Below are 25,225 nucleotides of genomic sequence, written 5' to 3'. Positions count from 1 at the left end.
ACAGAAGGGGACAGGCTCCTCTCCAGGGTCTCTCCCTTCACCTTGACTCCCCATCGGGAAAATACTATGATGGAAGGGCCATGAAAAAAGAGACCTTTTTCTCTTCCACTCTCTTGGTTGCCGCCCTCCTTGCTGCGGCGCTCTTTGCTTTCACGCCGCCGCCGGAAGCGCAGGAAAATCCCGCGAAGAAGCCTGAAAAGCCTCTCGCCATGGTGATTCCGCTGGGGAAGAGCAGGGAGATAAAAATTGACCGCACCATGCAGGGCGATCTCCGCTTTGAGGAGTACGATGAATCGGTCATAGAAGTGACCTATGAGGGGAAAAGAAAAGTCATCACCGTGAGAGGAATCAATACGGGCTCCACTGATCTCACGGTGCGCTCAAAGAAGGGGCGGAGACTCTATGCCATAACGGTGATGGAAGAAGCCGGGACGCTCCCCTCCGGCGTACGGGTGGAAGTCACGGGCAGCACCGTGCCCCGCGAGGTTATCAGGGAAGCCGTGACGGCCTCGGCGAGGCTCAGGGCCGAGGTGAGGCCCGGGGCCAGGATCTCAGTGGCCATGGGGAAAGGAGACACAATCCCCGCTGCCTTCGAAGGCGAGCGCCTGGAGCTTAAGCTGAGGCTCTCCATTGCGGGCCCCGGCTATATCACGGTGGAGAAGGAGCTCCCTGTGACAGTGGAGCGTGTCGCCGGGGAATACCGCAGGGATGATCTGCTGCTCTTGAGCAACGATCCCGAGAAAATTTCGAAAGAGGCGGTGCTCCTTGAGGCTGCCGTTCCTCTCAACAGGGCGGCAAGGCTCATGGTCCACCACCAGAACTACCGGGAGGGGGGCACAAGGATCATGAGGGTCCTTCTCTCACCTGCGGGCTCCTCGCCGTCAAGGGTTCTTCTGGTACAGTCGCTTGTGGGCCCCAGCACCGACGAGATGTATGCAGGGCACCTGGCCGCCTCGAATTTTCTGACAAGGCTCAGGGCTATGCAGGGGTGGATCGTCGATATCCCCGAGGGGAAGGAGTACGCCGCCGTGGAAGTGCCGATAAAACCGGGGGGGACTGTGAGCGGCCTTCTTTATATCGTCCCATTGAGCGGTGCAGCCCTCAAGGTGGTCGTTGACGCAAAGGGTGGGGAAAACATCGAGATCGGGCCCGACACCTCATCAAGGACCAGGGGGGTGTTCCAGAATCCAGAGATTTCAATCCAGAAAACCCACACGGTGGGAAAAGGATATACCTTTATCTCCCTTGGGGGAAAGCCCTACCTGAGGGAAAAGACCACGGGGAGCGAGAACACCGGTAATTACGGCGTCACGTACCGCATCACGGTGGACCTGGAAAATCCCTATGAAGAGGAAAATGATGTGGAGGTGTGCTTCATCCCGGGAGCGGGCCCCGCCAGCGGCATTATAACGGTAAACGGCTCCCTCATGAACATTCCTCACGCCGTGAACCTCCAGGAGATTTCTCTTTTCAAGGAAAAACTCGGTCCCCTCGAGAAGAAGACCATTGAGCTCTCCATCTTCCCCCAGGCGGGGTCCAACTACCCTGTCCGCATAGTGGTGAAATCAAGGCTTATATGACCAGGAGCACAACAGCGCCAGCACAGGGATTTTTCGGCAGAATGGCAGGCAGGGGCCATTCATTGAAGGGTACTGGGGCTCATGCGGCGATAATGCTCATTTTCCTCCTTGCCTCCCTTTCGCCCTGGGCCTGGGGAGCCGGCGAGGAACTATACGGCCGTGACGCGTGGACGACTCTCAAGCTCAGGGTGATCCCCTCGATCATCGTCTGCATTCAGGATTCCTTTACCACGAAATCAAATCTCCAGAAGTATTACTACAAGAAATATCCCCGCTGCGAGATGGACGCCGCTGAAAAATCGGTGGCTGCAATCCTCCCCCACCTTGACGAAGATCAGCATGACCAGGCGGTGAAGGAGGTCATGGCCTTCCACCACGTGGTCTACCACGGGACGGAATGGCACAGGATGGATCAAAATGTAAAGGTGGCCCGCACCTATGAGAGCATGGTGGAGCGCTATGCCCTCCTCCATCACGTGCCCCCTGAAGTGGCAAAGGCCGTCATCTGCTGGGAGAACAGCGGCGACATCTCAAAAATTTCCTACGCAGAATGCGGCGGCCTCGGTCAGCTGAGCTGGGGCGCCGTGGAGCGCGCCCACAAGCACGGGAAGAAGATGGCAGCGGCATTGAGGGAGAAAGCGAAAGCCTCCAAGGTGCTTTACGAGCAGACTGGCAGCGAGGAGCACCTCAGGGAGGCCAGGAGGCTCAACAGCGAAGCCGATTTCTACCACTTCGAGAAGAAGCACAAGGTGCTCGCAAAAAAATACGGCATTAGCGACGAGCGCCTCGTGCCCGAATGCAACGCCGAGGACACCGTAGTCTTCCTGAGAGTGCTTCTGGATTATTTCCAGGATCGCAGGGACTTTGCCATTGCTGCTTACCACAACGGCGTGGCAAACATGGACGAGCTCACAGTGGATTACCTTAAGCGCCGGGTGCCCTGGACATGGAACAGCGAAAAGCCTGACAGGAGCTTTCTTCTCCAGGCCCTTGAGAAATACAGGATAACGTACCTCACCCTCTGGGATGACACCCGGTGCCGCGAGATGCTCTCAGGCTTCAGAACGATGGATGGCGACATCACCACCGGCGCCAACAGCAGCGAAGCCCTGGGCGATGAGAGCGACATCTACCTCTGGAAAGTCCTTGCCGCATATGGAGCTCTTATCTCCAGTGACGATTCTCTCACCCGCCTCATTGACCGTTACCGGTACCGCTGGGACATTGCAGAATGCATGGGCCTCAGGGTTTACGACAGTGACGGGATCATCGAGGAGGCGATAAAAAAGGGGGAGCTGGTGAGACTCCCCCCGGTCTTCCACGACGGGGGAATAAGCACCATCGAGACGCCTTCCCGTGATTACGAACAGTTCTTCAAGGGATCCAACTATTATGTGACCCCTGAGCTGGCAGGGTTCCTCTGCCGTCTCAGCCACGAGCTCGCGGAGGCAACAGGAAAGAAGCAGGTGCGGATTCCTGTCACTGCGGCCCTGGAAAGCCGCCAGGTGTACCTCGCGCCTGCCGGTGCTCCCGGCGAAAGCGTGAAATACCGCACCCACCTCCAGGGAGTGGCCTTTGACTGCAAGCCTTCTCTCTCATCGCACCGCGAGATGCTCAGGCTGCTCCTTAAGCGCTGGTATCTCAGGGACCGCCTGTACCTCATCGTCGAAGGGGATCACTACCATGTGTGCCTCAATCCCCGTTACGGCACCGAGTTCTACCAGTACTACTGCGAGTATACCTCAAAGCCTGCAGCGAGATGACCTCCCATACTCACCGGCATTACTGACGGCATCATTATACCTGCAAGTATAATGTGCGTCAGCATAAGAAGGAGAAATGCTCCTTCCACCATAACTATTTCCATAATGGAATTCTTCAAAGTCTTTCATCCGCTTTTCCTGATATTTTATATTTCCCTTTTCTTCTGCAGCGTCGCCATCTTCAAGATATATTTCGTCAACAATGAGGTGCCGAGCATTTTCCTCTCCTCGCTCTGCCTCATCTCTCTTTTTATCAGCGTCTGGAAATTCCCGCAGAACCTGGGGGAGAACCTCATGGCCTTCGCAGGCTACATCGCGCTTGCGAGCGCTCCCTCTTCATTTCTTGTCATCATCATGTCCAAGATGCTCGCCGAGTTTCTTGTCGGGGCGAAGGACTTCATGGGCATTTCAAAGCGCGACCTGATGGAGGAGCTTCAGGAACAGGTGGAGGCCCTGGTGATTGCCGGCAAGTTTGACGAGGCCATCGCGCTGCTGCGCGACAAGATGAAGAAATGCCCGAAGGACTTCCGCTTCAACAACGAGATCGCCACCATCAGCCTTATGTACCTCAAGGATTACAAGACCGCTCTCTCGGAGTTCCACCAGGTCCTCAAGAAAACCGACAAGGACGAGCCCGTGGCCTTTGCCCTCTACCGCATGGTGGATATCTACCTCACTTACATGAATGACAGGGAGAAAGCCATCGAGTACCTCAGGAAGCTCATCACGCAGCTCCCCGATACCGAGTACTCCGAAAGCGCCAAGATCCGCCTCGAATTCCTTGAGAAGTCACAGCAAGAGGACGAAATGGGTATCTCTACCGGGGGATGGCGCTCGGGTGAGAGCGAAAAGAAGGCGCCTTTCGATTTCTCACCGGATGAGGAGGGCGGCGAAAAGCAGGAAGAGCCGTTTATGCCCAAGGGGGACTGGCGGAAGGGCTTTACTGAAAGTGAAAGCCCGAAGGCCAAAAGGCCCTATGACGAAGATGACGATTTTTAGAGGAGATTCCCGGGAAATAAAGAACAAGTGTTCAGGAAAGCGAGGCGATAGGTATGCTTCAACAGCGTGGTGCCATTACCTATAATGAAATCAACCAGCAGCGTGATACCCTGCAGGACACGATAAAAATCATCAATGAGATGCGCCAGGATCTTGTCACATGGTTCAGGCAGGAAGCTTTCACCCAGGTGGTCTTCACGGGGGCGGGAAGCTCCTATAATGCAAGCCTGGCAAGCGCGAAGCTCTTTATGAGCCTCACCGGCGTCACCTCTTATGCATTCCCGAGCTCAGAGATACTCTTTTCAGGCAAGCTTCCCTTCGAGGAGAGGAGAAAAACCCTGATCGTCGCCATGAGCCGGAGCGGCCAGTCCTCGGAAACCTTGTGGGCCATCGATAAAATCAAGGAGCTCTCGAAGAACTCCAAGATTATGGTCATCTGCCCCCACCCCGACAGCGAGATTATCCCAAAGGCCGACAAGACCATCGTCATTGAGAAGGCCAAAGAGGAAGCCACTGTATCGACCAAGGCCTTCTCCAGCTTTGTCTTTGCCGTCAAGATCATTACCGGCCTCCTCATGCAGAACATGCCCTTTCTCACGGAGCTCACCAAGGTGCCCTCCATGTTTGAAACCAAGAAATACCAGGTGGAGATCCAGCAGAAAGTCATTGCCAGCAAGTTCACCAGCGTGCTCGTGGCGGGAAGCGGCTCCTATTACGGGCTTGCCTGCGAGGGAAGCCTTCTGATGAAAAAGATTTCCAACACGCCTTCCGAAGCGTGCCATGTGCTGGAGCTCCGCCATGGCAATGCAGCCTACGGAACAAACCAGTCTCTTGTGGTGATTCTCGCGTCAGACTCGCTGAAAAAGGGCGAGGGTGTCGTGGTGGGCGAGCTCGCCGCGATGAAATGCCCCAGGCTGGTCATATGCGAGGAGGCAGACAGCCGCCTGGGCAACAGCGACTTTGTCTTTGAGCTGAAATCAGGCCTTTCGGAGCTCTCAAGGGATATGCTCATGATGCCGATCCTGCAGGAGCTCGCTTTCTATACCGCCATATCCAAGGCTTACAATCCTGACAAGCCGAAGCATGTCGTGCCCTTCATCAAGTGGAAGGAGCCCTACTTCTAGTCTTTTTCCTCTGCCTGAGGCTCCGCTTCACCTTCCTGAGGGCTTTGATGCTTTCCTGGAGCATCATGGTGCTCACAGGCCGGGCTCCATAACGGGAAAGATGAAAATACCTCACAAGCTCCAGCATCTCGCTGCTTTCACCTGTCTCTGCCGCCACCTCGGCAACAAACTCCTGGGGTGTCTGCGATTTTTCTTTTTTCCATCCTTTCCTTGCGAGACATGAGAGCATCCCATGGAACTGGTCCTGGATCTTCCTGCGCAGCGGATCATCTTTTTCCCTGCGGGAGAGATCCTTTCTTGAAGAAAAGCCCGCTCTTTTCTTCTTCAGGCCCTGTAAGGCAAGTAAAACCCCGTGGTAAAGGGAAAAGAGAGTCTTCCTTCTCCTGAAGCAGATTACGGAGATCACAAGGACTGCTGCCACTGCGGAAACAAGAGGCAGCAGCCTGAAGGCTTCTTTCCTGGAAGGCACGATGAACACCGGGCGCAGCAGCAATGAAAACCTGCCGAGAACACTGCGCCAGGCGGCTGAGAGGCGGCTCTCAAAGTATTCATAAAGGGCCGAACCTATCCAGGTCTTCTTCTTCGGGAGGCTTCCCGGGTCATCATTGAAGCCCGGCGTGGGATCAAAAGCCATCCAGCCGTACCGTGCGAAGTATACCTCCACCCAGGCGTGGGCATCTTCACTCCTGACCTCGTAATACCCCGTTATGGGGTTGTAGGTGCCGGGGGCGAAACCTGCCACAAGGCGTGCAGGGATGCCGCAGGTACGGCACATGACCGCGAAGGCCGTGGCAAAGTGCTCGCAGTAGCCTCTTTTCTGCTCAAAGAGGAAATAATCCACGTGCTCCGCGTTTCCGGGAAAGGGGGGGATGTCAAGATCGTAGGGATAACTGGTTTTAAGGAACGTCGAGAGAGCCTGGGCTTTCTCGTAGGGGCGATCATAATTCCTCACTATCTTGCTCACCAGGTTCTTCAGACGGCTGCTCAGGGGAGGAAGCTCCAGGTACTCCTGCTGTGTCAGGCTGAAACCGGGCTGGCTCTCCACAGGCGCCATGTAGAGAAGCCTTCTGCGCTCCGGCTCGCTCGAGACGCTCACGCAGCTGTAAATCATACCTTTTTCCAGGTTGAAGGGGCTTATCAGGGTCCTGTTCCTGTCCATGAAGATGTTCTGCGTGGGGAAATAGAGCTCATAGGGCTGGTAGGCGCCATAGATGATGTTGGGAAGCTCACGCTGGATATAGAATATCTGGATGTTTCTCTTCTGCCCGGGAGATTCTAGTCTCACCAGGAGGGGAGGCTCAACGGTGCTGATCTCCTTCGGCTTTTCCTCGCTGGCGAGCCATGCGCTCCCCGTATACCTGGAAAAGGCCACTCCCCTGTAATAGGCGTATTCCGTGGACTTGACGCGCATCACTATCTCCCGCGAGAGCCTGCCCCGGAAATTGAGGTCCATGATGCTGTTGAAGCCGAAGTAACTGTCCGCGTTGAACCTCATTCTCTTCCAGAGGGGCGTCCCGTCCTGGGATCCGCTCATGGGATAGGCGGGATTCTTTATTTTACCCTGGCTCATGAAAGGGAAATTAGTAATCGAGATAGGCAGGTGCCTGATGCTGAGGGCGTCTCTCCTGGGGATCACGAGGAACACCGCCTGGGTGATAAGCAGGATCATGAAGGCCAGGGAGATGAGAGCCCTCTGGACACTCCATGGCGGCAGGCGTTCACTCTGACGGCGCCCCGGTGACTCTTCGGAGAGGGAGAGACAGTTGTAATAAAGGGCATAGATGCTGAGGAGCACAAAGATCACGAGAAACAGGGCAAAGACCAGGTCCTGGCTGAGAAAAGCGCCAAGGCAGATGAGAATGAGCCCCACGAGCAGCGAGTAATTGAGGTCCCTCCGGGCGGGAAGATCAAAGCTGTGGAGAGTCTGGAGCCACAGGAGCAGGTTGGCCAGCGCGACCCTTGGATCAAAGGGGTTCATCATCAGGTTCCTGAAAAAATCATAGAGGCTCACCATCATGAGGCATGAGATAATACCTTTCAGCCACCAGTTTTTCTTTTCCCTCCGTATCCAGCTTACCCAGAATCCCAGCACTGTTCCGCCTGTGACCACCGGGGTAAATGAGGGCCATTCCTCCAGGTAAAGCACCGCCAGGATTCCCGTCATCACCGTGAGAAGGGTGATGACCCTGTAGGGAACCGAATGCTCCGGCCTGGGCCTGAAACGAAGAAGTTTTCTAAAGAGCTTCAGCATGACCTGCACTCCACTGGCTGAGACGTTCTTCAAGATTGTCGCCCTTGTTCACTGACATTACCGGCACCCCGAGGCCGGAAAGCTCCTCGCGGGCTTTCCGGTAGTCTCCCTCCGGAAAAGAGCCGCGGTGAAACGTGAAGCCCTGGAAGAAAACGACCTGGATTTTCGAGCCCGTTCTCAGGACTTTTTTGATGACCTCATAATCAAAAGCTGGCTCTGTCTGCAGCAACAGGATATGGCCGCGCATGGCGCTCCGGGAAAAAACCTCGTCAAGCAGGGCTGAGGAGCTCTTCCTCCCCCTGTTTTCAATCCCGGCAAGAAACTCAAGGGCCTGGAGGCTTCTTGAGTTTTTCAGGACATGGACCTCATCACCCTCTGACGCGGCGAGCATGAGGGGGATCCTCTGGCGGCCTGCACACTCAACAATGCCGGCGGCCACCTTTATCTCGTATTCAAGCGCTGATTCCTTTCCCTCGCCGAGGCTCGACAGCTCGACGGCATCTATGACCACTATGAGGGTGGTGAGCCTCTCCCGGTAAAATTCTTTCACCATGAGCCTGCCGAGCTTTGCGGTGCTCGGCCAGTGGATCGTCCTTGTGCTGTCGCCCGGCTCATATTCCCTTATCCCGAGAAATTCGTGGCTTGTCCCCGCATAAGAGAGGGAAATATGCCACCCTGCCGAGTTTATCGCGGTCATTACCCCGCTCAGCATCTCGATACGGGGGCCGACTGGCAGAATGGAGATCCATCGTGATGAATTGACATGGCGCTCGGCCGGGAAGAATCCGAAGGGGAAGGAGGTGCGGATCCTGATGCCCTCGAGCTTCACGATACCGCGCCGCAGGCAGGTGAGGGAGGTGGAGACACTCGGCGCTTCATCCTTCTCCAGGGTAAGAACAGGGAATGCCTCCCCGGAAGAGGAGAAAAAGAGGGGGTCTAAGGAGTCCTCCCTGAGAGAGATGAGGTTCTTTCTCCTTCCAGATTCATTCTGCACCCTCAGGGTCAAGGTGATAGTCTCTCCCTCGTAGCAGAAGGAAGGAAGCTCCCTCCATACCTTAATACCCTTTATATTGAGCTGAGGAAGCACTGCTCCGAGCAGGAGCACAGAAATAATGAGGGAGACAATAAAGTAAAGCCATCCGGTCTGCGTGCTCCCCGCGGCAATATAGAGAAAGACCGCAATAAAAGCGAGGGTGAGCTCATCGGTATAGCGCACCAGGAAGGAGAAAAACCAGGCGATCTTCTTGAACAGTGCTTTCATCTTACCGGAGGTTGAGCGTGAGGGGAGGCCTCGTGGTCGTCGAGAGCACCACCTGCATGGGCTGGACATTCACCGGGATTTCAAAGACGAGGTAGCCGAAGTTGTTTCCCCCGGGGCGCAGCACCAGGAGCCAGAAATTGCTCAGGCTCTCCTGGTATTCATAGACCTGCCTGCTGCTGTCCACGAGAGCGAACTTTCCCGTATAGATCTGCACCTCGTTGGAAATGTTCTGCTGAGATAAATATATAATAATGAACTTGTTGCCCGACCTGGAAGTGTTCTGCCCCTTGACGGTGGTAACGGTCTCCAGGTTGGTTATCGTCACTTTAAAGACGTCATTCTCTGCTTTTATCGGTATAAAGGGCTCATTCACGCTCTGGATGGGCGTTGCCACCGGGGTATGGGTCGGCGTGGGTGTCTTTACGCCGATGTCTTTTCCAGTAAATATGCTGAGAGCTTTGCTCTGGGGATCCATTTTGATCCGTCCGTTGGTATTTTCTGCCACAGACACCGACGGAACGTAAAGGACGCCCTGTATCTTGATGGCCTTGCCGGTGAGAGGCTTCCCGTTAAAGGTGATTCTTTTCTTCGAAGGATCCCATTCGTAGGAGACGCCAAGGGCATTTGCTATGGCATCGACAGGGAGATACACAAGCCCCTCGACATAAATGGCTTTCTCTTTCAAAGCCTTGCCATTCACCGTGACAGTCACATAGGAAACCTGTGCCGCTGAGGCTCCCCTGCCGCAGCACCACAACAGCACAATGCTCAGGAGTATGACAGCTAATTTCTTATTCAAGGGAATGCCCCTTTCTTGCTTCACTGCCCCTTCATTCCTTTGAGAAGGTCATTGGAATGGGTCACTGCCTTTTCGAGGGCCTTGGTGGGCGTCGCAGTCTGCGATATGGCCTCGTAAATAGCATCGTTGATATAGTTTCTTATGGTTTCCCAGGCAGGGTTTCTTGGCGGCGACTTCGCGTAGTTGATAGACTGGATTCCCACGCTGAAATCGGGGTGGCTCTTGAGAAAAACCTGGTAGTCCGGACGTTTCACCGCCGACTGGCGTACGGGCAGATAGCCGGTGTTGATGGCCCAGAATGCCGTGTTCTCAGGAGCCACAAGGAAGCGCATGAAGCGCCACGAAGCCTCCTTCTTTTCATCACTCTTTGCGAAGATGGCGAGGTTGGTCCCTGCAGACTGATAGGTCCTCTCGCTCCCCTCAGGCACGGAAGCGATGCCGAAGCTGAAGGGACAGTGCTTCATCAGCGGGGCAATCCGCGAGGTGGAATCGATATAAAAAGCCCCTTTCCCCTTGAGGAAGTCATCGTAGGCATTGAAGCTGGGAAGGGCGGTCCTGTCGCTGTTGGTGAGCTGGACCCAGTACTCCAGGTCCTTCACCCCTCTGGCGTTTCCGAAAGTGGCGACGTCGCCTGAGATAAATTCGCCGCCGTAAGCGTAAAGCCAGTGGCCGAACATATCAACTGACGGGGTGTAGATGAAGCCGTAGACCTTGACTTCATCGCCGCTCCTCACGGTGAGCTTCTTCGATGCCTCGCTGAGCTCATCCCAGGTCCTGGGAACCTTGATGGAGTTCTTCTCCAGCATGTCACGGTTATAGTAGAGCACATAGACGCTTTTGTTGAAGGGAATAGTCCACAAGGCGCCGTTAAAAGAGTTGGCTTCCCTGAAAATGGGGAAGAAATCTTCCTTTTCCTTGTCGGTGAGCGGATATTTACCTTTCCTGAACTCTTCGACGGGGGTGATTGCCTTTATCTCGATAAACTGAGTGGCCCAGTTCTCATAGACCTGTGCCAGGTCGGGAGGGGTGTTCTGCGCAACGGCCTGGAGGAGCTTGAGGTAAAGATGGTTATAATCATTTCCCAGTCCTCTCTCATGGGGGCTGAGAGCAGCCACTTCCTGCACGGTGACATCGGGATTCTCTTTCTGAAATTTCTCAATGAGCTTTGCGAGGGCTACCTGCTTTTCTCCCCTCATAGCGTGCCAGAAAACCACCTGCACCGGGTCCTTGCCGAGGGCAGGCGTGGCGCCGGCGAGGACTGAGCAGGCGAGGAATGCGAGAAAAACTATTCCTGCGATGGTGCGAATTGAGCTCGGGAACATACTCTCCTCCTTGTGACGTGACACCTATTTTATATCCTTCTCTGAGATCTCAGCCTTCAGTCCAGCTTCAGGGTGAGGGGCGACTGGTTCATCGCGTGGAGTATCAGCCGCTCAGGCTTCACATAGTCAGGCACCTCGAAAACAAGGTAGCCGTAATTGATGGCGCCTGGCTTGAGTATCACCAGCCAGAAATTGCTGAGCCCCTCCTGGTACTCATAGATCTTGTTGTTTTCATCGGAGAGCGAGAACTTTCCGGTATAAATCTGCACCTGCTCAGAAACATTCTGCTGCGAAATGTAGATCACCACATACTTGCTCCCGGCATTTGGCTTGTAATAATTCTTGATGGAGTTCAGCTGCTCCATATTGGTCACCGTCACGGAAAAAACCTGGTTTCTCGCGTTCTTGGAGACAAAATTGCCTGCCTGGGGAAAAGCGGGCGTGGAGGTGAGCTCCGCAGGCATCTGGGGGTCCTGGATGCTCCCGGGGAACTGGGGGCCTGAAGGCGGGAGCTGAAGCCCCGCGGGCATGGTAGGCGGAGCATTCATGGGATGAATTATGGGAGAATCGGAAGGGTTTTCGTTCCCTGTGCCCGGGTAGGCGCTGGGGGAAGGGAACGTTTTCATATCCTGGGGCATCTGGGCAAGGCCGCTCTTCCCCGGCGTCTCGTACGAATTCCTTGAAGAGCCCTGTTCCAGAGGGATGCTCGTCGTGTTGAGGGGCTGAAGATTCGAGGGTACCTGCTTCCCCTGCGCGTTGTTGGAGAGCACTGCACCCACATTCTCCTCAAGCCTTGTAATCTTTATCGTGGCATTCCTGTTCACCTGCTCGGTCTTGTTCCTGGCCGAAGCCAGGATAGCCTGCTGATTCCCCTGGGAGCCCTGTGCCGGGGCGGGAACGACAGCACCATCCCTGTTTCCCTGAGAACCGGCTGCCGGGGCGGGAACAACGGCGCCAACCCTGTTCCCCTGAGAACCGGCTGATGGAACTGGAACGACGGCGCCAACCCTGTTCCCCGGGGCTCCCGCCTGATATGAGGCGGCAAGGGGACTGTCAGGCACGTCTATAAGGATGCGCTTCTTCCTGCTGTCCCATTTCACCACTGCATTAATAGCCTGGGCCATACTCTCAACGGGAAGATAGAGTATCCCTTCAAGAGCCAGAGGACGGGCATTGACAATCTGGTCATTTATCTTGATGGTGTTGAGCTTCGAGTTCCACTCAAAGGAGAGCTGGAGCTTTGAGGCGAAGGCCTGCACGGGAAGATAGACGATGTTATCGCGCTCGACGGGCGTCACCTGGAACCTTGTGCCATTGAGAAAGACAGAGTAAATATCCTCCTGGCCCCACGCCGGGAGAAGAAGCATTACCCCGATGCTCAAGAAGATCAGAGCCGCAAGAACCCCCCTGTTCATACAATCTCCCTTCTTCCCTGAATACCACCATTTTGACCGTGATATTCCAAAATTTGCCAATTTTGCTCACTCCCGGAAAAACTGGCTGCGGCGGAACGTAAAAGCGGGCGCCCTCACCTTCCCCTGCTCCAGCATCCCGAAAGCCATCGTTACGGCGTTTTCTCTATGTTCCGATTCATTATAATATAAAACAGGAGATGGTGCAATAGACAAAAAGTAAATTTATGGAAGCCTTTTTCCCTCCCGTCTCTCTTTCCCCGGAGCACTGTGAAGAAGGAATAATGAATTATTTGTCAAAAATTATGTGGAACGCCGCGAAGAGCGTCTGTTCGGTATTCCGCCCATGGAACAGCATGGGGAGCACAGTTATGATGACAATTCTCAGTCACATCCAAGGAGTGATAAGGTGAGCAACGAAAAGTTCCCGGCAAAGAACGGCAAAAACTCGGGAACCGATGAAGCCCAGTATCATTATAAGCAGGCTACGAACTACCTGAACTCCAACAACATGGATCAGGCCATCTCGGAGTTCAAGAAAAGCCTCAAGATCAACCCTGACAATTTCCTGGCCCACTACGAGGTGGGCACTATCTATTACCGTCAGGGTGCCATTGATCTTGCCGTGAGGGAATGGCAGGAGGCCCTTTCAATAAATCCCAACTATCACCGCGCCCATTTCAACCTGGGACTTGCATTTGAAAAAATGGGGATGAAGGACAAGGCCGTCACGGAGCTCCAGATAGCCCTCAGAATTGTCCAGAACCTCCATGACAGCAAGGGAGAGCGGAGAATCCAGCAGGAGCTCGAGAGGCTGCAGCGCATTGAAGACTACCAGAAGGCCGTCATTGACGACCCCAATGACGCGGGAGCAAGGCTTTCCCTCGGTCTCGTGTATTTCCGCCAGGGCAAGAACGAGAAGGCCCAGGAAGAGCTGGAAAAGGTCATCAGGCTCGATCCCAGGAACACCGAGGGGCACTTCCATCTTGCCCTCATTTACGGGAAGCTCGGAAAGGTTGACAGCTCCATCGAGGAGCTCAAGAAGACAATCGCCCTCGAGCCCGGGTACGCCCCGGCCTATATCAACCTGGGCGCGCTTTACATCCAGAAGGAACAGTTCCCCGAGGCCGTTGAGAGCTTTGAGAAGGCGGTAAAATATGATCCCAATGATGCATTCTCCCACTACAACCTTGGCCGTGTCTATGCCAGGATGGAGCGCTGGCCCGAAACCATAGATGAGTACAGGAAAGCGATAAGCATCGACCCGAATGATCCTTACACTCATAATAATCTTGGCCTTGCCTACCTGCACCTTAAAGATCTAAATGCCGCCGTAAGAGAATTCATGAGGGCCATCGATCTGGATCCCAATGATTCGCAGATCCATTATAACCTTGGCCTTTCATACAGCCTCGCCGGAAAGCTTTCCAAGGCTCTCCTGGAGTTCGAGACCTCGCTCCATCTGGAGCCCAAGAACCCCGAGGCTTACTACGAGATGGGGAGAATCCATGCCCGCCTGGGCGACTATAATTCCGCCAACAGGGACTTCCAGAAGGCCATTGAGATAAACCCGGAGATGAGCGATGCCCACCTGGAGCTCGGTCAGAGCTTTGCCATACTGGGAAGGCTTGATCTGGCCATCAAGCGCTTTCAGAAAGCTCTCAGCCTGGACCCTGAGAATCCAAGGATCTTCGTGCAATTGGGCCTCACCTACATGTCCCTGGAAAAGTTTGACCTGGCGGTGAACCAGTTCATCAAGGCCACAAACCTCCAGCCCGATGACAGCCAGATATATTACTGGATGGGCAATGCCTGCGTGGCCCTTAAAAAATACGAGGAAGCCATCACCTCATACCGGAAATCACTCTCCATCAACGCGAGAAACCACTTTGTGCACCGCGCCCTTGGCGATGTCTATGCCAGGATCAAGGACTGGGACAGCGCCATCATAGCCCTGAGAGAATCCATCTCCATCAAGCCCACCGACAGGGCCTATTTCGAGCTGGGACGGGTCTTCGAAGGCAAGATCTTCTGGGACCTTGCAGAGAGCGCCTACAGGAGGTGCATAGAGTACAACCACTACTGGGATGAGCCTTTCTTCAGGAGAGGGCTGGCACTCCGCGAGCAGAGCAGGTATGAAGAGGCCCGCGATTCATTCCTGGGAGCCCTCAGGCTTGACTCGGAGAATGCCGAATATAATTTCTACGCGGCCCTCTGCTATCTCGCCACGGACAACATGGAAAAGGGGATCGAGCTTCTCCTTGCCGCCGTGGCAAAGAGCCCGAAAAATGTGACCTACATCCAGGAGCTCTCGTCGGCATACCGCCGTGCAGGGGACATCAAGAGGGGAGTCGAGCAGCTTCAGCGCGCCATATCAATCGCCCCGCAGCATTACCAGCTTCACCATCAGCTGGGGCTCATATATTTCGAGAACCAGCAGTACACGGAAGCTATCGAGGAGCTTCAGACCTCGCTGAAATACGATCCTCAGAATGCCTTTACCCATTACCACATAGGGAAATCGTACCTCGTGCTTGGTGACTCAGAGAAAGCCGTGGATTTCCTTGAGAGCGCAATCCTGATAAACAGCGAGGAATGGAAATTCCACAGGGATTTCGGCCAGGCCCTCGAGGATCGCAAGGAGCTTTCACGGGCCTCCAAGGCCTATTACAGGGTTCTTGAGCTCGATCCCCCCGGGGACGAGAAGGCCAGGGTCTATTACCGGCTTGCCAGGATCCTCACCCACCTCGGAAGGCTCAGGGATGCCATTGATGCATTCAACGAAGCCAAAAAGCTCGATTCCCATGAGCCCGATATCCCCTATTATCTCGGCCTTATTCACATTGAGATGGGAAACTGGACCGCCGCGGAAAATGAGCTCAAGAAGGCCCTCCTGGTCTATGAGGACGCCGACCTCCATTTCCAGATGGGAAGATTTCTTTACAACCAGGGGAAATGGGAGCTCGCTCTGCAGGAGTTCGAGGAGGCCCTCAATCTTGAGCCCCAGAGAATCGAGATAAAGCTGCTGAGGGCCCAGTGCATGATCCGCCTTGGTGAGCTTGATGATGCCCAGCAGGAGCTGCTGGCCATCGTGGAAAGAATTCCTCATTACTACGAGGCCCTCATAGAGCTCGGCGATGTCTACCGCCTCAAAAGGGACACCGATCTTTCCATAGAGCAGTATCAGAAGGCTCTCACCATCAACTCAAGCGACCTTGACCTCCTTGAAAAAGTGGGGAATGCCTATATTGAGAGGGGAGACACGGAGCTGGCCATCAGGACTTTCGAGGCAGCGCTTGCCATCGGCCAGAACCCCACCCTCTTCACCCTTCTTGGCGATGCGCTCCAGAAGAAGGGGAAATGGGACGCCGCAATCTCCAATTACCGCCAGGCCCTCACCCTTGAGCCCGCCTTCGCTTCAGCCCTCATGGGCATGGGCAATGTGCTGCTGAGAAGGGGGAAAACCGATGAGGCCCTTGACTACTTTGTCAAGGCGAGCTCCTATGCGCCTGCATGGTCCAAGCCATACAGCAGCGTCGGCTTTCTCTACATCCAGAAGGGAAATCTGGATGAGGCCGTCACGGCTTACCAGAAAGCCATCGAGCTCGACCCCCATGATGACCAGAACTTCAGCAAGCTGGGACTCCTCTGCCTGCAGCAGCAGAAATCCGATGAAGCCATCAAGTACCTGAAAAAGGCAATCTCGATAAATCCTGACAATTTCGAGGCCCACAGCCATCTCGGAATCGCATTCTCCGCAATCAACAAGCTTGACCAGGCCATCAACGAGTACCAGAAGGCCATCATGCTCAATCCCAGGGACCCCAAGACATTCTTCAACCTTGGCGTGGCCTATACAAAAGCAGGCATGCTCGACGAGACAATTGAGGCTTACCTCAAGACACTGGAGGTTGATCCGCAGGACCTCTCGGCCCATTTCAACCTCTCGCTTGTGTACAAGAGGAAGAAGATGCTGAAGGAATGCGTAAGGCATCTTGAGACAGCCTACCAGATAGCGACGAAGACCAACAATGAAAAACTGAAAAAGAGCATACAGAGAGAGCTGGAAAAGGCGAAATCAGCATAGTGCCGGGGCGCTTTTCACCAGAGATGTGGCATAGGAAAGAGGACACCTCCTGCCGGTATTTACAAGAATCGAGGTGATGTGAAATGGAGCTTAGCAGGCTGAGACTTCCCATAAAGATAGAACCTCAGGATGAACAGGCCGTGCTCCTTGAGCTCAGGAAGAATTTTCCCTTCGTGATCGGCTTTGCGAAGAACAAGGTCCGAGAGAGCCTGGGACTTGAAAGGATCGAGTCCGAAGGAGAGCCCTGCGGCGAGCTCTTCTGCTCTGAGAGCGGCATAATCTTTTATCTCTTCATTCCCCGGGACAGGACTTTTGTCGAGTGCGGCTGCCTGACGGCTGACAACGAGGGAGTGAACCTCTTCAACGGCTTTAAAAACATCATAAGGAACACGCTCCTCCCGGGAAGAAAGGAGGACGAGAGCCTCTGGGAGCCATACAGACCAGTGAATGAAAACTTCACGACCCTGAAAACCGACGCGATGAGCCTCGTGCCCTCCTCGCAGGACATCACGGCCGTCGAAGCCCTCCAGGATGAGCCCGTCAGGCGCCTCCTCAAGGACATGGAAAAGAGCCAGAACTGCTTTCTTGAGGAGCTTGAGAAGTCCTGGGAAAAGGATGAGCTCACTGAATACATTGAAATGCTCGTCGGCCTGGGCCTCGTGAACAGGGAATTCTACGTCTACTGCAGGGACACCAACAGGCAGATCAGCCGTGTGCTGCAGTTTTCCGCCATCCAGGAGGCCTCCTCGAGGGGCTTGAAATGCCCTCACTGCGCCAGGATACTCTCAGATGAGAGAATCGACCAGAAGCTTTTTGTCACAGCCTTCGGAAAACGCATGACAAAGCCGAATTTCTGGCTCGCCCTCCATGTGCTTCAGCTCTTCTCCGAGCTTCACGTGGATACTGAAAACATCCTGGTAAAGGAAGAGAAGGATTTCAGGGTCATGGACATCCTGGTGAACCAGGAGCAGCATCTCATATTCCTGGAGGTAAAGGACTCACCGGCCACCATCGATGAAGTATTCCTCTTTCACTCAAGGATAAGCTATTACCGCCCGGATCTCTCGGTCCTCATCACCGCTTCCCCCCTGCCGCGCGAGGCGAAGCTCTATCTCAAAAAGCACAGCGACCTTCCCATCGTGGTGCTGGAGGGCACGGAAAAGCTCAAGGAGAGACTGAGTGCGATTCTCCAGAGGACAAAAGCAGACTATCTCAGGGATGTGATCGCCTCCATGGAGTGCTCCACATGCCTTAACATTGAAAAGCTCATCTCCCACCATTTCATTGACAAGGAGCTCAGTGACCTCAAGAAAAAGCTTTTCGGGGAAGAGGCACAGGAGGAGGCCGCACCGCCGCTTCCCCCTTCAGCGCCCCTGCCGCCGGAGCCGGTGATCTTCAAGGAAGAGCAGCAGCAGCAGGAAGAACCAGTAGAGGAGGATGAGCTCCTTATCGAGGAAGTCATCCCGATAAGCACGAGCAACCCCTTTATCGCCATTGAAGAGGAGCGCGCCGACAGCAGCGCCTCCCATGTCCTTATCGATGAGTTCCAGGCAGAAGAAAACGGCCTCTCTCTTGAAGAGGAGACAAAGCCCTATGATGAGGGCAGCCTGGAAGCCCTCGAGGCGGGAGAGGAAAAGGCCTCGGTGCAGCCTGCCGAGCAGGACCAGTTTGCCGGCGAGGGCTTCCTTGAAGAGCAGATGGAAGTTGAGTTCCAGACCGATATACAGCGCGCCGGTGAGATCCCCCAGGAGGAGCTCCTCGCCGACGAATCGAGGGAGCAGGTCGTCGAGCGCGCCATAGCCGCCATAGAAGAATCGGGCCTGGAAGGACGCGCCGCCGAGATCCAGGATGTCTTGAACGAGTTTCTCACCCAGAACGGCACCATTCCTGTCCTGGCCAGCAGTGAAGGCCTCGTCATCCTGTCCCCGGAAGGGAACGAGAGCACTGTGGAGCTGGTGGCGGCACTTTCTTCGGAAATCGCGAGAAGCATCACGTCATCCTTTACCGATGCCCGGTTTGACGCGCCAAAATCAATATACGTGAGCCAGAAAAAAGGGCTCCTTTTCCTTTTCCCCCTCCAGGAGATGGTGCTGGCCCTCGTGGAGCCCCTCAAGGAGAGCAGCAGCGAGGAAGACCTGGGGCAGCTCCAGGGCGCCACGGAGCTGAGAGATACTATCATGAAAAAGGTCCTGGAGGACCTCGGCAGGATAGACGGCGTGATAGGCAGCCTGGTCGTATCGAGGGACGGGCTTCCCATAGATTTTATCTTCAGCGACGACAGGGATATCGACCTTCTCAGCAGCGTGTGCAGCCAGGTGTTTCTTGACAATGAAAAACATCTTGCCCGCTTCGAGCAGGGAGGCGTGAAGCAGCTCTGCGTCACGACGGACGAGGCCCTTTACTCCCTCATCCCCCTTGACGGTGAAGGAATATTCATATCGGTCCTCAGCCCGCAGGTGCCCAAGGAAGTCTGGAAAGCCAGGCTTTCCAGCTCCGCGATGATGATAACCTCGGTGTTTGTATGACATAAAAAATAGAGAGGCGGCCCATAGAGCTGCGCAGGGAGAGCAAGGTGCCTGAGCACAGGCAAGACAAGAGAGGAGACAACAATGGAAGAGATACTGGCAAACCTGGCACAGGTGAACGGGATACAGGGAGCACTCCTCATAGGCAAGGACGGCCTTGTCATTGCTTATGCAGGTGACATCCCCACAGATGCCGACTTCATCGGTGCCACCATATGCGAATTTTACGGCTCGGCTGAAAACATCGTGCAGGAGAAATTCGAGATCGGAAAACTTGGAAGAGTGACTGTCGAAGCTGATTCTGCACGATACTATCTTGAAAACATCAACAATGACACCTTCCTCGTGACTATAGGCACCCCTGTGGCAAACCTGGGGCTCATAAGGCTCGAAATCAAGGCTGCGGCCGAGAACCTGAGGGCAGTCCTCTGATGGTGAAAAGCAGGATACTCATTGCCGAGGCCAACCCAAAGATTCTCGCAGTCATTGAATCAAGCCTCGACTCCCCGGAATACGAGCTCGAAATCGCCAGGGATGGCGTCACGGTAATGAAGTCTCTGCAGAAAAGATATCCTGATCTTGTCATAATGGACCTGCTCCTGCCCAAGCTTGACGGGAGGCAGATCCTCAACATTCTGAACACCCAGCAGCACCTCACTCCCGTCATCATAATCTCGTCGTCAGAAATCTCCCCGGTGGAGCATGATATTTACCCTGTGGTCGAAGGATATTTCACGAAGCCCTTCATCCCCCTTTACCTGAAAGAGAAAGTGAAGAGCATTCTCTCCCGCACCCCGGGAAGCCATGAAAAACTCCCGGAAAAGATCAAGAATGTCCTCTTTTTCAGCGCTGAAGGCCCCGCCAGGGATTTCCTGTCAATGCTCATCAGGAACTGGCATTTCAAGCTGGTCGGGATCTGTGTGAGCCCTGATGACAAGGACACCCAGGCCCTTGCAGGCGACATGGGCATAGCGCAAGCAGGCTCCCTGCAGGAGCTGATGGATATTGAGGGCGCCGACATTCTCCTTTATTCCGCCGGGGATCTGGACGAGAAATTCCTGAAAAAAGCCGGCGAGAAGGGCATTGAAATAATCCAGGGGAGATGCCTTGCCATGCTCCAGAGCCTCCTTCATGAGAAGGAGGTTGTCCAGAAAAGGGAAAGAGCCGTCGTGAGGGAATTCGATGAGAAGGTGAGGGAGTTCGCCATTCTCACCGATCTCTCAGGCATCGTTACCTCCACCTTTGAGATAGAGTCCCTCCAGCAGAAGATCATTCAGCTCTGCCTCAGGGTCCTTGACGCCGCGGCGGGCGCCATCATCATGTATGACGACAGGATAAAGAAGTTCACCGTCTCTTCGTCGTGGGGCCTCTCTGACCGCTTCATCGCCAAGGTGCAGCTCTCGCTTTCGGACACCCTTATCGAGGATTTCATCACCATACGGAAGGAGATGGCCATCCCGAACCTCGAGGGAATGACGTCATCGGTGCTCCTCTCGCAGGCGTCACGCGACGGGATGAAGAGCATGGCCGCTTTTCCCCTGCTGGCGAAAGAAAAGCTTATCGGGATTCTGTGCCTCTTCTCCGACAAGACGCACAAGCTCACCGAGAAGGAGAAGTCGCTCTTTCTCACCCTCTCAGGGCAGATAGCCATCTCCATAGAAAATGCCCAGCTCTACAGGAGCGCGCGGGAAAAGCAGACCCTTGTGGAGCATCTCCTCTCAAAGGTGATCGTGGCGCAGGAGGAGGAGAGGAAGCGCATCGCAGGGGAGATCCATGACGGCATAGCCCAGAGCATGGTGGGCATACTCACCAAGATACAGACCTCCCAGTCCCTCCTCGCAGTGAAGCCCGAGTCGGTGGCCGGCGAGCTCGAGGAGCTCAGAAGGATCGTGGCGGAATCGGTCAAGGAGATCCGCCATATCATCTTCAATCTGAGGCCCTCATCTCTTGATGACCTGGGGCTCGTGCCTTCCATCGAGAACCTGATAAAACGCATTGAAAAGGAGAGCAGCATCTCCATAATGCTCATAGTAAACGAGCGCGAGAAGCGTCTTCCGCCCATGTATGAAACCCTTGCCTTCCGCATCGTCCAGGAGGCTCTGATCAACGTGAGGAAGCACTCCCATGCCCAGAAGGCCTGGGTGGAGATTTACTTCGAGCCTGCCTTTCTCTCCATCAAGATCGTGGACAACGGGAAAGGCTTCCGGTGGGAGAAGGTACATCAGAAATTCACGACGGGCGATTCTTTCGGCCTCCAGACAATGAAGGAGAGAGCCTCCCTCGTGGGAGGCACCCTTGATATCATCTCCGATGAGGCGAAAGGCACGACGGTGAGCGCGGGGATACCCATGGAAAGGAGCCTCCAGCCTTCGGAGTAGGCTTAAGCTGAGCAGCCTGCCGGAGAGAACGGGCTTGAAGCAGGGCCTGAGTGGTGAAAATACCGTGCAGGCTTTTATGGGAAAAGGGCGAATCTGGAAAGTATCGAACCCATGAGGAGGACTTACTGCAGTGGAAAAACAAGACGAGCTGGAAAAAATCAAAATCCTCATAGTGGATGACCACACCCTCGTGAGAGAAGGCTTTGCCAAGATGCTCGAGCTGGAGTCCTCCTTCAATGTGGTGGGCCAGGCAAGCTCCGCCAGGGACGCCCTGGAGAAAACAAAATCCCTCAGGCCCGAGATCGTGCTGATGGACATCAAGCTCCCCGGGATCAACGGCATCGAGGCCACCAAGATGATTAAGAAGGAACATCCCGACGTGGAGGTCATCATCCTCTCCATGTACGACGAGGAAGAGTACGTGATGGAGTCCGTGAAAGCGGGGGCCACCGGCTACGTGCTGAAGGACATATCCCAGGATGAGCTTTTCTCCGCCATCAAGGTGGTCCATTCCGGAGGCTCCCTCATCCAGCCGGGCCTTGCGCGGAAGGTCCTCAAGGAGTTCGCCCACATGGCCAAGGAAGTCCCCGCCCCGGGCAAGACCTCGCCCATCAAGGAGCTGAGCGACAGGGAGATTGAAGTGCTCCAGTGCGTCTCCGAGGGGAAGTCAAACAAGGAGATTGCCGAGCAGCTCACCATCAGCGAGAAGACCGTCAAGGCACACCTTCGCACCATTTTCAGGAAGCTTGACGTGAACGACAGGGCCCAGGCCGTGGCAGAAGCGATGAGGAAGGGGCTTGTGGATTAGGAAAAGTGCGGTGAGCACCGCTTCCCTCCGCTGGCATTACCCAGGTCAGGTATTGAGGGTCGTTGACTGGTTGCCGTCACCCTTTCAGCAGGATACAACCTGCTCCCCTAGCGGTATCCCCTATTATAGCACAAATTTTTTTTTTGTAAATGGGGAAAAGTATCGTATTGCCAGAGGCCATTCTCCCGGCTGTTGAGAACCCTGTGGTGTATCGGGAGTCCAGGGGAATTCTCCCGGCCGGCAGGATTTGTCTGCGGTGCGAATGCCAGTGTAGTGACAAATCCAAATGCCGGCTGAGGAGGAGAATGTCCCCTGGCCTCATGGCACCTCAGTTTCACAGGGATTTCAGGCGCTAAAGGATTCTCCTGTCGCGGGGGAATATGAAAGTGAGATTGTGAGGCGCCGTTCCCCTGATGACGAGGTGGCCCTCGTGGAGGCACCGCAGATGGTGAGCCATGCAGAGGGTGGTGAGATTGCCCTCGGTATCGGGGCCGCCCTGGGAGCGGTACCTGATATGATGGCCGTGGAGGTTGCGCCGGCACCGGCAGCCGGGAGCCTGGCACTGGTAGCCGTCGCGGGCAAGGATGCGGCTGTGGAGGTCCCTTTTTTCTGGTTTGTCCCAGGCGGCAAGGAAGGTGTCAAGGAGTACCTCGATGAAGAGGGGGAGCACCTCTACGCCCTCGGCGGCTTCTCCCGGCCTGCCGGCTTTCCAGAGCCTTACCGCGTGGTTCCAGAGGGGGACGAGATCCTTTTTGAGGAAGAAGCGGATGAGGGTGCCCCTGTCCGGAGGGTTTGACCCGAAGGTCCCTTCTTTTGGGATCTCTCCCGAGAGGATGGAGAGAATATCAGGGAGCTCAGGGTGCTCACCGCCCGCGGTGACCTCCCAGATGACGGCGGGGTTCTCCCCCTGCCGGAAACCTGCATCTCCTTCCATGGTTTTTTCGTGTGCACAAAGTTGGACGGCGGCGACTGAAGCCTTATCAGCATTGGATTCTGAGCATTCAGAACCAGCAACGGCTGCCCTCTTGACGGACCTCCCCGTGACGGCCATCTCGAAGGCCTCGGGCTCTATGTCCCACTTTTTGTGGACCGACCTCTTCGCGAAGCGGAGGAACCCCTCGACCGAAGCCATGAGGGTGGCGACGGGCACCTCCTGGGCGTAGGAGAGCCACGCCCCCTGGACACGGGTCCCCTCAATGAATACCTTGGAGAGCAGGCGTGCCTGCTCAGGAGTGAGCTTCCCCTCCAGGACCAGGTCCAGCATCTCAGGATACTCCAGATAGCTCCTTTCCTGTTTGATGAGAGAATACGCGGTGCTGCGGGACATTCCCAGGCGCTCCCTGGTATAGTGCCCCAGGGAGAGAAAGAGCATGTCCCTGTAAAGCCCGAAATTGTTGAGGGTCCGCAGGAGCCTCCCCTGGTAGAAGGAGAGGGAGTGGCGCAGCGTCGCCATCTTCCGGAGGCGGGCGACCGTCTCGAAGGGATCGACCTGGGGGCGCACCAGGATCCCGTCCGGGGTGACGGCGGTATCGGCGTCGGGCCTGTGGCTCGCGGGAGCCTGAAACTCCCGGGGAAGCTCCACCATGACGGGCTTCCAGGGTAAAAACTCCCAAAGATGAGAGACCTCTTCGAGGTCCTTGTGGACCTGGCGGGCAAGCTCCTTTTCCTTCTCGCCAAAAGAAGCCTCGTCATCGAGGGAAGCGATTGCCCCTGCCATGGCGCCGAGGAGAAGGGCTTTCTTCTCTATAGCGGGATCGGCGCCTCTTGCCCCGGTGCCGGAAGCATCAGGGCCAGTGCTGCAGGGAGCCCCGTCGCCGCGAGTGGTGCGTGCGTATTGGGAGGAATAACGGCCCTGGGAGCCATTCCCCTGCAAGCGGCAGAGAGAAGCTCCATTGGCCTCCTGAGCCTCAGGCCCCTGTGCATCCATGCTCAGGCTCCCGATACCTTCGAGCGGTGCCGAAGCGATGAACTCCCCGAGAAGGGCCTCCACGAAAACATCAGAAGGGAGCTCCGCCTCCTCCATCCTGCGAAAGACCTCGAGGGCCCTGTCCCATTTCGCGGCAACGGAAAAAGGAACCCGCGCGCTTACCGCGAGGCTCCCTTCGGAGTCTTCATCGTCATCGCCGGCGACGAATGCGTTGATGCCGCTGCTGCAGGGGTCCCCGGCACCCGACTTGAATTTCTTCACCTCCTCTTCAAGTTCTCTCACCGTGAGCGACATGGCCTTTGCAAGCCACTCCGCCTCGGTCTCAGGCATCACGACCTGGAGCATATGCCGCAGCGCGCTTTTGCGGAGCTTCCCGCTCTCAAGAGCCTCCCTGATAAGGGGGAACCTCTCGATATCCCGGGCATTCCGCATCAGCTCATAGCCGCTCCTGGACGAAATCCCCAGTTCCTCCCTCACAAAATCGGAAACCCGCACATAGCCGAGCTTCTCGAGCTTCCCGTTGAGGGAGAGGAGAGCCTCCCCTATCAGGAGATCGAGCTTATTGGCGGCTTGAGAGAGGCACCAGAGATTCCAGTCCAGGACCTCCCCTGTGAGATCGCGAAAGATATGGCGACAGTTCGAGCGCGAGAGCACCTCGTCGGCGCCGTACGTGACCAGCGGGAGGCCGGGGCTGGCCTGGAAGACCTGTCCGCCTTTCATGACGGCCTCGTAGCCGGGATACTCGCGGATCACCGAGGGAGATGCCTTCCCGGCCAGGGTGGCCTGAGCGGCCTCCCGGTGCGGGACCTCCCCGAGGTGAGCGCCTGCCAGGGTATTCACGATACTACTCCTTTCGTAAGTTTATTTTTTAGATACTTTTGTATCTTTTTATTATATTATAAACTATAAAGCTCATATTGTCAAAATGCTATAAGCCTAATAAGCTTGTGGTTATAAGGATATATGGCCTTTGAAAAATGGGCGCAGAA

Annotated in this window: 15 protein-coding genes and 1 riboswitch; of the genes, 9 read left to right on the top strand and 6 right to left on the bottom strand. The window is 55.3% G+C overall.

The features are described from left to right. Positions 1-80: 80 nt before the first annotated feature. The 4 genes from RDV48_25840 to RDV48_25825 all read left to right on the top strand — a co-directional run bounded on the left by RDV48_25840 (position 81) and on the right by RDV48_25825 (position 5,466). A complete protein-coding gene (locus RDV48_25840) occupies positions 81-1,580 on the top strand; it encodes a hypothetical protein (protein MDQ7826250.1) in 1,500 nt (499 codons plus the stop codon). Positions 1,581-1,642: 62 nt separating this feature from the next. Beyond that, positions 1,643-3,343 carry a hypothetical protein gene (locus RDV48_25835; protein ID MDQ7826249.1) on the top strand — a complete coding sequence of 567 codons (1,701 nt, stop codon included), beginning with the start codon at positions 1,643-1,645 and terminating at the stop codon, positions 3,341-3,343. A gap of 105 nt (positions 3,344-3,448) precedes the next feature. Continuing rightward, a complete protein-coding gene (locus RDV48_25830) occupies positions 3,449-4,342 on the top strand; it encodes a hypothetical protein (protein MDQ7826248.1) in 894 nt (297 codons plus the stop codon). 53 nt (positions 4,343-4,395) lie between these two features. Next, positions 4,396-5,466, top strand: a complete 1,071-nt coding sequence (locus tag RDV48_25825) for an SIS domain-containing protein (GenBank protein ID MDQ7826247.1) — start codon at positions 4,396-4,398, stop codon at positions 5,464-5,466. On the opposite strand, the gene RDV48_25820 is transcribed toward RDV48_25825, so the two are convergent. Genes RDV48_25820 through RDV48_25800 form a run of 5 tightly spaced genes read right to left on the bottom strand, consistent with a single transcriptional unit; the run spans position 5,441 to position 12,514 of the window. Beyond that, complete coding sequence (locus RDV48_25820) at positions 5,441-7,717, bottom strand: transglutaminaseTgpA domain-containing protein (protein ID MDQ7826246.1); 2,277 nt, start codon at positions 7,715-7,717, stop codon at positions 5,441-5,443. The genes RDV48_25825 and RDV48_25820 overlap by 26 nt on opposite strands. Continuing rightward, positions 7,701-8,978, bottom strand: coding sequence for a DUF58 domain-containing protein (locus RDV48_25815; GenBank protein ID MDQ7826245.1), 1,278 nt, complete (start codon positions 8,976-8,978; stop codon positions 7,701-7,703). The genes RDV48_25820 and RDV48_25815 overlap by 17 nt, the downstream gene beginning before the upstream one ends. A 1-nt stretch (position 8,979) precedes the next feature. Beyond that, a complete protein-coding gene (locus RDV48_25810) occupies positions 8,980-9,777 on the bottom strand; it encodes a DUF4352 domain-containing protein (GenBank protein ID MDQ7826244.1) in 798 nt (265 codons plus the stop codon). Positions 9,778-9,797: 20 nt separating this feature from the next. Continuing rightward, positions 9,798-11,099 carry an ABC transporter substrate-binding protein gene (locus RDV48_25805; protein MDQ7826243.1) on the bottom strand — a complete coding sequence of 434 codons (1,302 nt, stop codon included), beginning with the start codon at positions 11,097-11,099 and terminating at the stop codon, positions 9,798-9,800. 56 nt (positions 11,100-11,155) lie between these two features. After that, the gene (locus RDV48_25800; GenBank protein MDQ7826242.1) at positions 11,156-12,514 is read right to left on the bottom strand and encodes a DUF4352 domain-containing protein; all 1,359 of its coding nucleotides are present in this window, start codon (positions 12,512-12,514) and stop codon (positions 11,156-11,158) included. Positions 12,515-12,920: 406 nt separating this feature from the next. On the opposite strand from RDV48_25800, the gene RDV48_25795 reads away from it, so the two are divergent. The 5 genes from RDV48_25795 to RDV48_25775 all read left to right on the top strand — a co-directional run bounded on the left by RDV48_25795 (position 12,921) and on the right by RDV48_25775 (position 22,309). Continuing rightward, on the top strand, positions 12,921-16,598 hold the full coding sequence (locus RDV48_25795) for a tetratricopeptide repeat protein (protein MDQ7826241.1): 3,678 nt from the start codon (positions 12,921-12,923) through the stop codon (positions 16,596-16,598). A gap of 83 nt (positions 16,599-16,681) precedes the next feature. Continuing rightward, on the top strand, positions 16,682-19,123 hold the full coding sequence (locus RDV48_25790) for a roadblock/LC7 domain-containing protein (protein MDQ7826240.1): 2,442 nt from the start codon (positions 16,682-16,684) through the stop codon (positions 19,121-19,123). 84 nt (positions 19,124-19,207) lie between these two features. Further along, positions 19,208-19,555: a roadblock/LC7 domain-containing protein gene (locus tag RDV48_25785; GenBank protein ID MDQ7826239.1), complete on the top strand. Its 348-nt coding sequence runs from the start codon at positions 19,208-19,210 to the stop codon at positions 19,553-19,555. Continuing rightward, on the top strand, positions 19,555-21,501 hold the full coding sequence (locus RDV48_25780) for a histidine kinase (protein MDQ7826238.1): 1,947 nt from the start codon (positions 19,555-19,557) through the stop codon (positions 21,499-21,501). The genes RDV48_25785 and RDV48_25780 overlap by 1 nt, the downstream gene beginning before the upstream one ends. A 130-nt stretch (positions 21,502-21,631) precedes the next feature. Next, a complete protein-coding gene (locus tag RDV48_25775) occupies positions 21,632-22,309 on the top strand; it encodes a response regulator transcription factor (GenBank protein MDQ7826237.1) in 678 nt (225 codons plus the stop codon). A 5-nt stretch (positions 22,310-22,314) separates the two neighbouring features. Continuing rightward, a riboswitch (TPP riboswitch) is annotated at positions 22,315-22,428 on the bottom strand. Positions 22,429-22,661: 233 nt separating this feature from the next. On the opposite strand, the gene RDV48_25770 is transcribed toward RDV48_25775, so the two are convergent. After that, positions 22,662-25,076, bottom strand: a complete 2,415-nt coding sequence (locus RDV48_25770) for an HNH endonuclease (protein ID MDQ7826236.1) — start codon at positions 25,074-25,076, stop codon at positions 22,662-22,664. Positions 25,077-25,225: the final 149 nt, after the last annotated feature.

Source organism: Candidatus Eremiobacterota bacterium, from assembly GCA_031082125.1.
Lineage (GTDB): Bacteria > Vulcanimicrobiota > CADAWZ01 > CADAWZ01 > Ess09-12 > Ess09-12.
The sequence above is the reverse complement of the archived record's forward strand: the minus strand, read 5'-3'. Positions and strand labels throughout refer to the sequence as shown.

Bases quoted from the DNA above. Each gene is read 5' to 3' on its own strand.
- RDV48_25800 (MDQ7826242.1), bottom strand. From the start codon at position 12,514: ATGAACAGGGGGGTTCTTGCGGCTCTGATCTTCTTGAGCATCGGGGTA.
- RDV48_25840 (MDQ7826250.1), top strand. From the start codon at position 81: ATGAAAAAAGAGACCTTTTTCTCTTCCACTCTCTTGGTTGCCGCCCTC.
- RDV48_25830 (MDQ7826248.1), top strand. From the start codon at position 3,449: ATGGAATTCTTCAAAGTCTTTCATCCGCTTTTCCTGATATTTTATATT.
- RDV48_25790 (MDQ7826240.1), top strand. From the start codon at position 16,682: ATGGAGCTTAGCAGGCTGAGACTTCCCATAAAGATAGAACCTCAGGAT.
- RDV48_25815 (MDQ7826245.1), bottom strand. From the start codon at position 8,978: ATGAAAGCACTGTTCAAGAAGATCGCCTGGTTTTTCTCCTTCCTGGTG.
- RDV48_25825 (MDQ7826247.1), top strand. From the start codon at position 4,396: ATGCTTCAACAGCGTGGTGCCATTACCTATAATGAAATCAACCAGCAG.
- RDV48_25820 (MDQ7826246.1), bottom strand. From the start codon at position 7,717: ATGCTGAAGCTCTTTAGAAAACTTCTTCGTTTCAGGCCCAGGCCGGAG.
- RDV48_25805 (MDQ7826243.1), bottom strand. From the start codon at position 11,099: ATGTTCCCGAGCTCAATTCGCACCATCGCAGGAATAGTTTTTCTCGCA.
- RDV48_25780 (MDQ7826238.1), top strand. From the start codon at position 19,555: ATGGTGAAAAGCAGGATACTCATTGCCGAGGCCAACCCAAAGATTCTC.
- RDV48_25785 (MDQ7826239.1), top strand. From the start codon at position 19,208: ATGGAAGAGATACTGGCAAACCTGGCACAGGTGAACGGGATACAGGGA.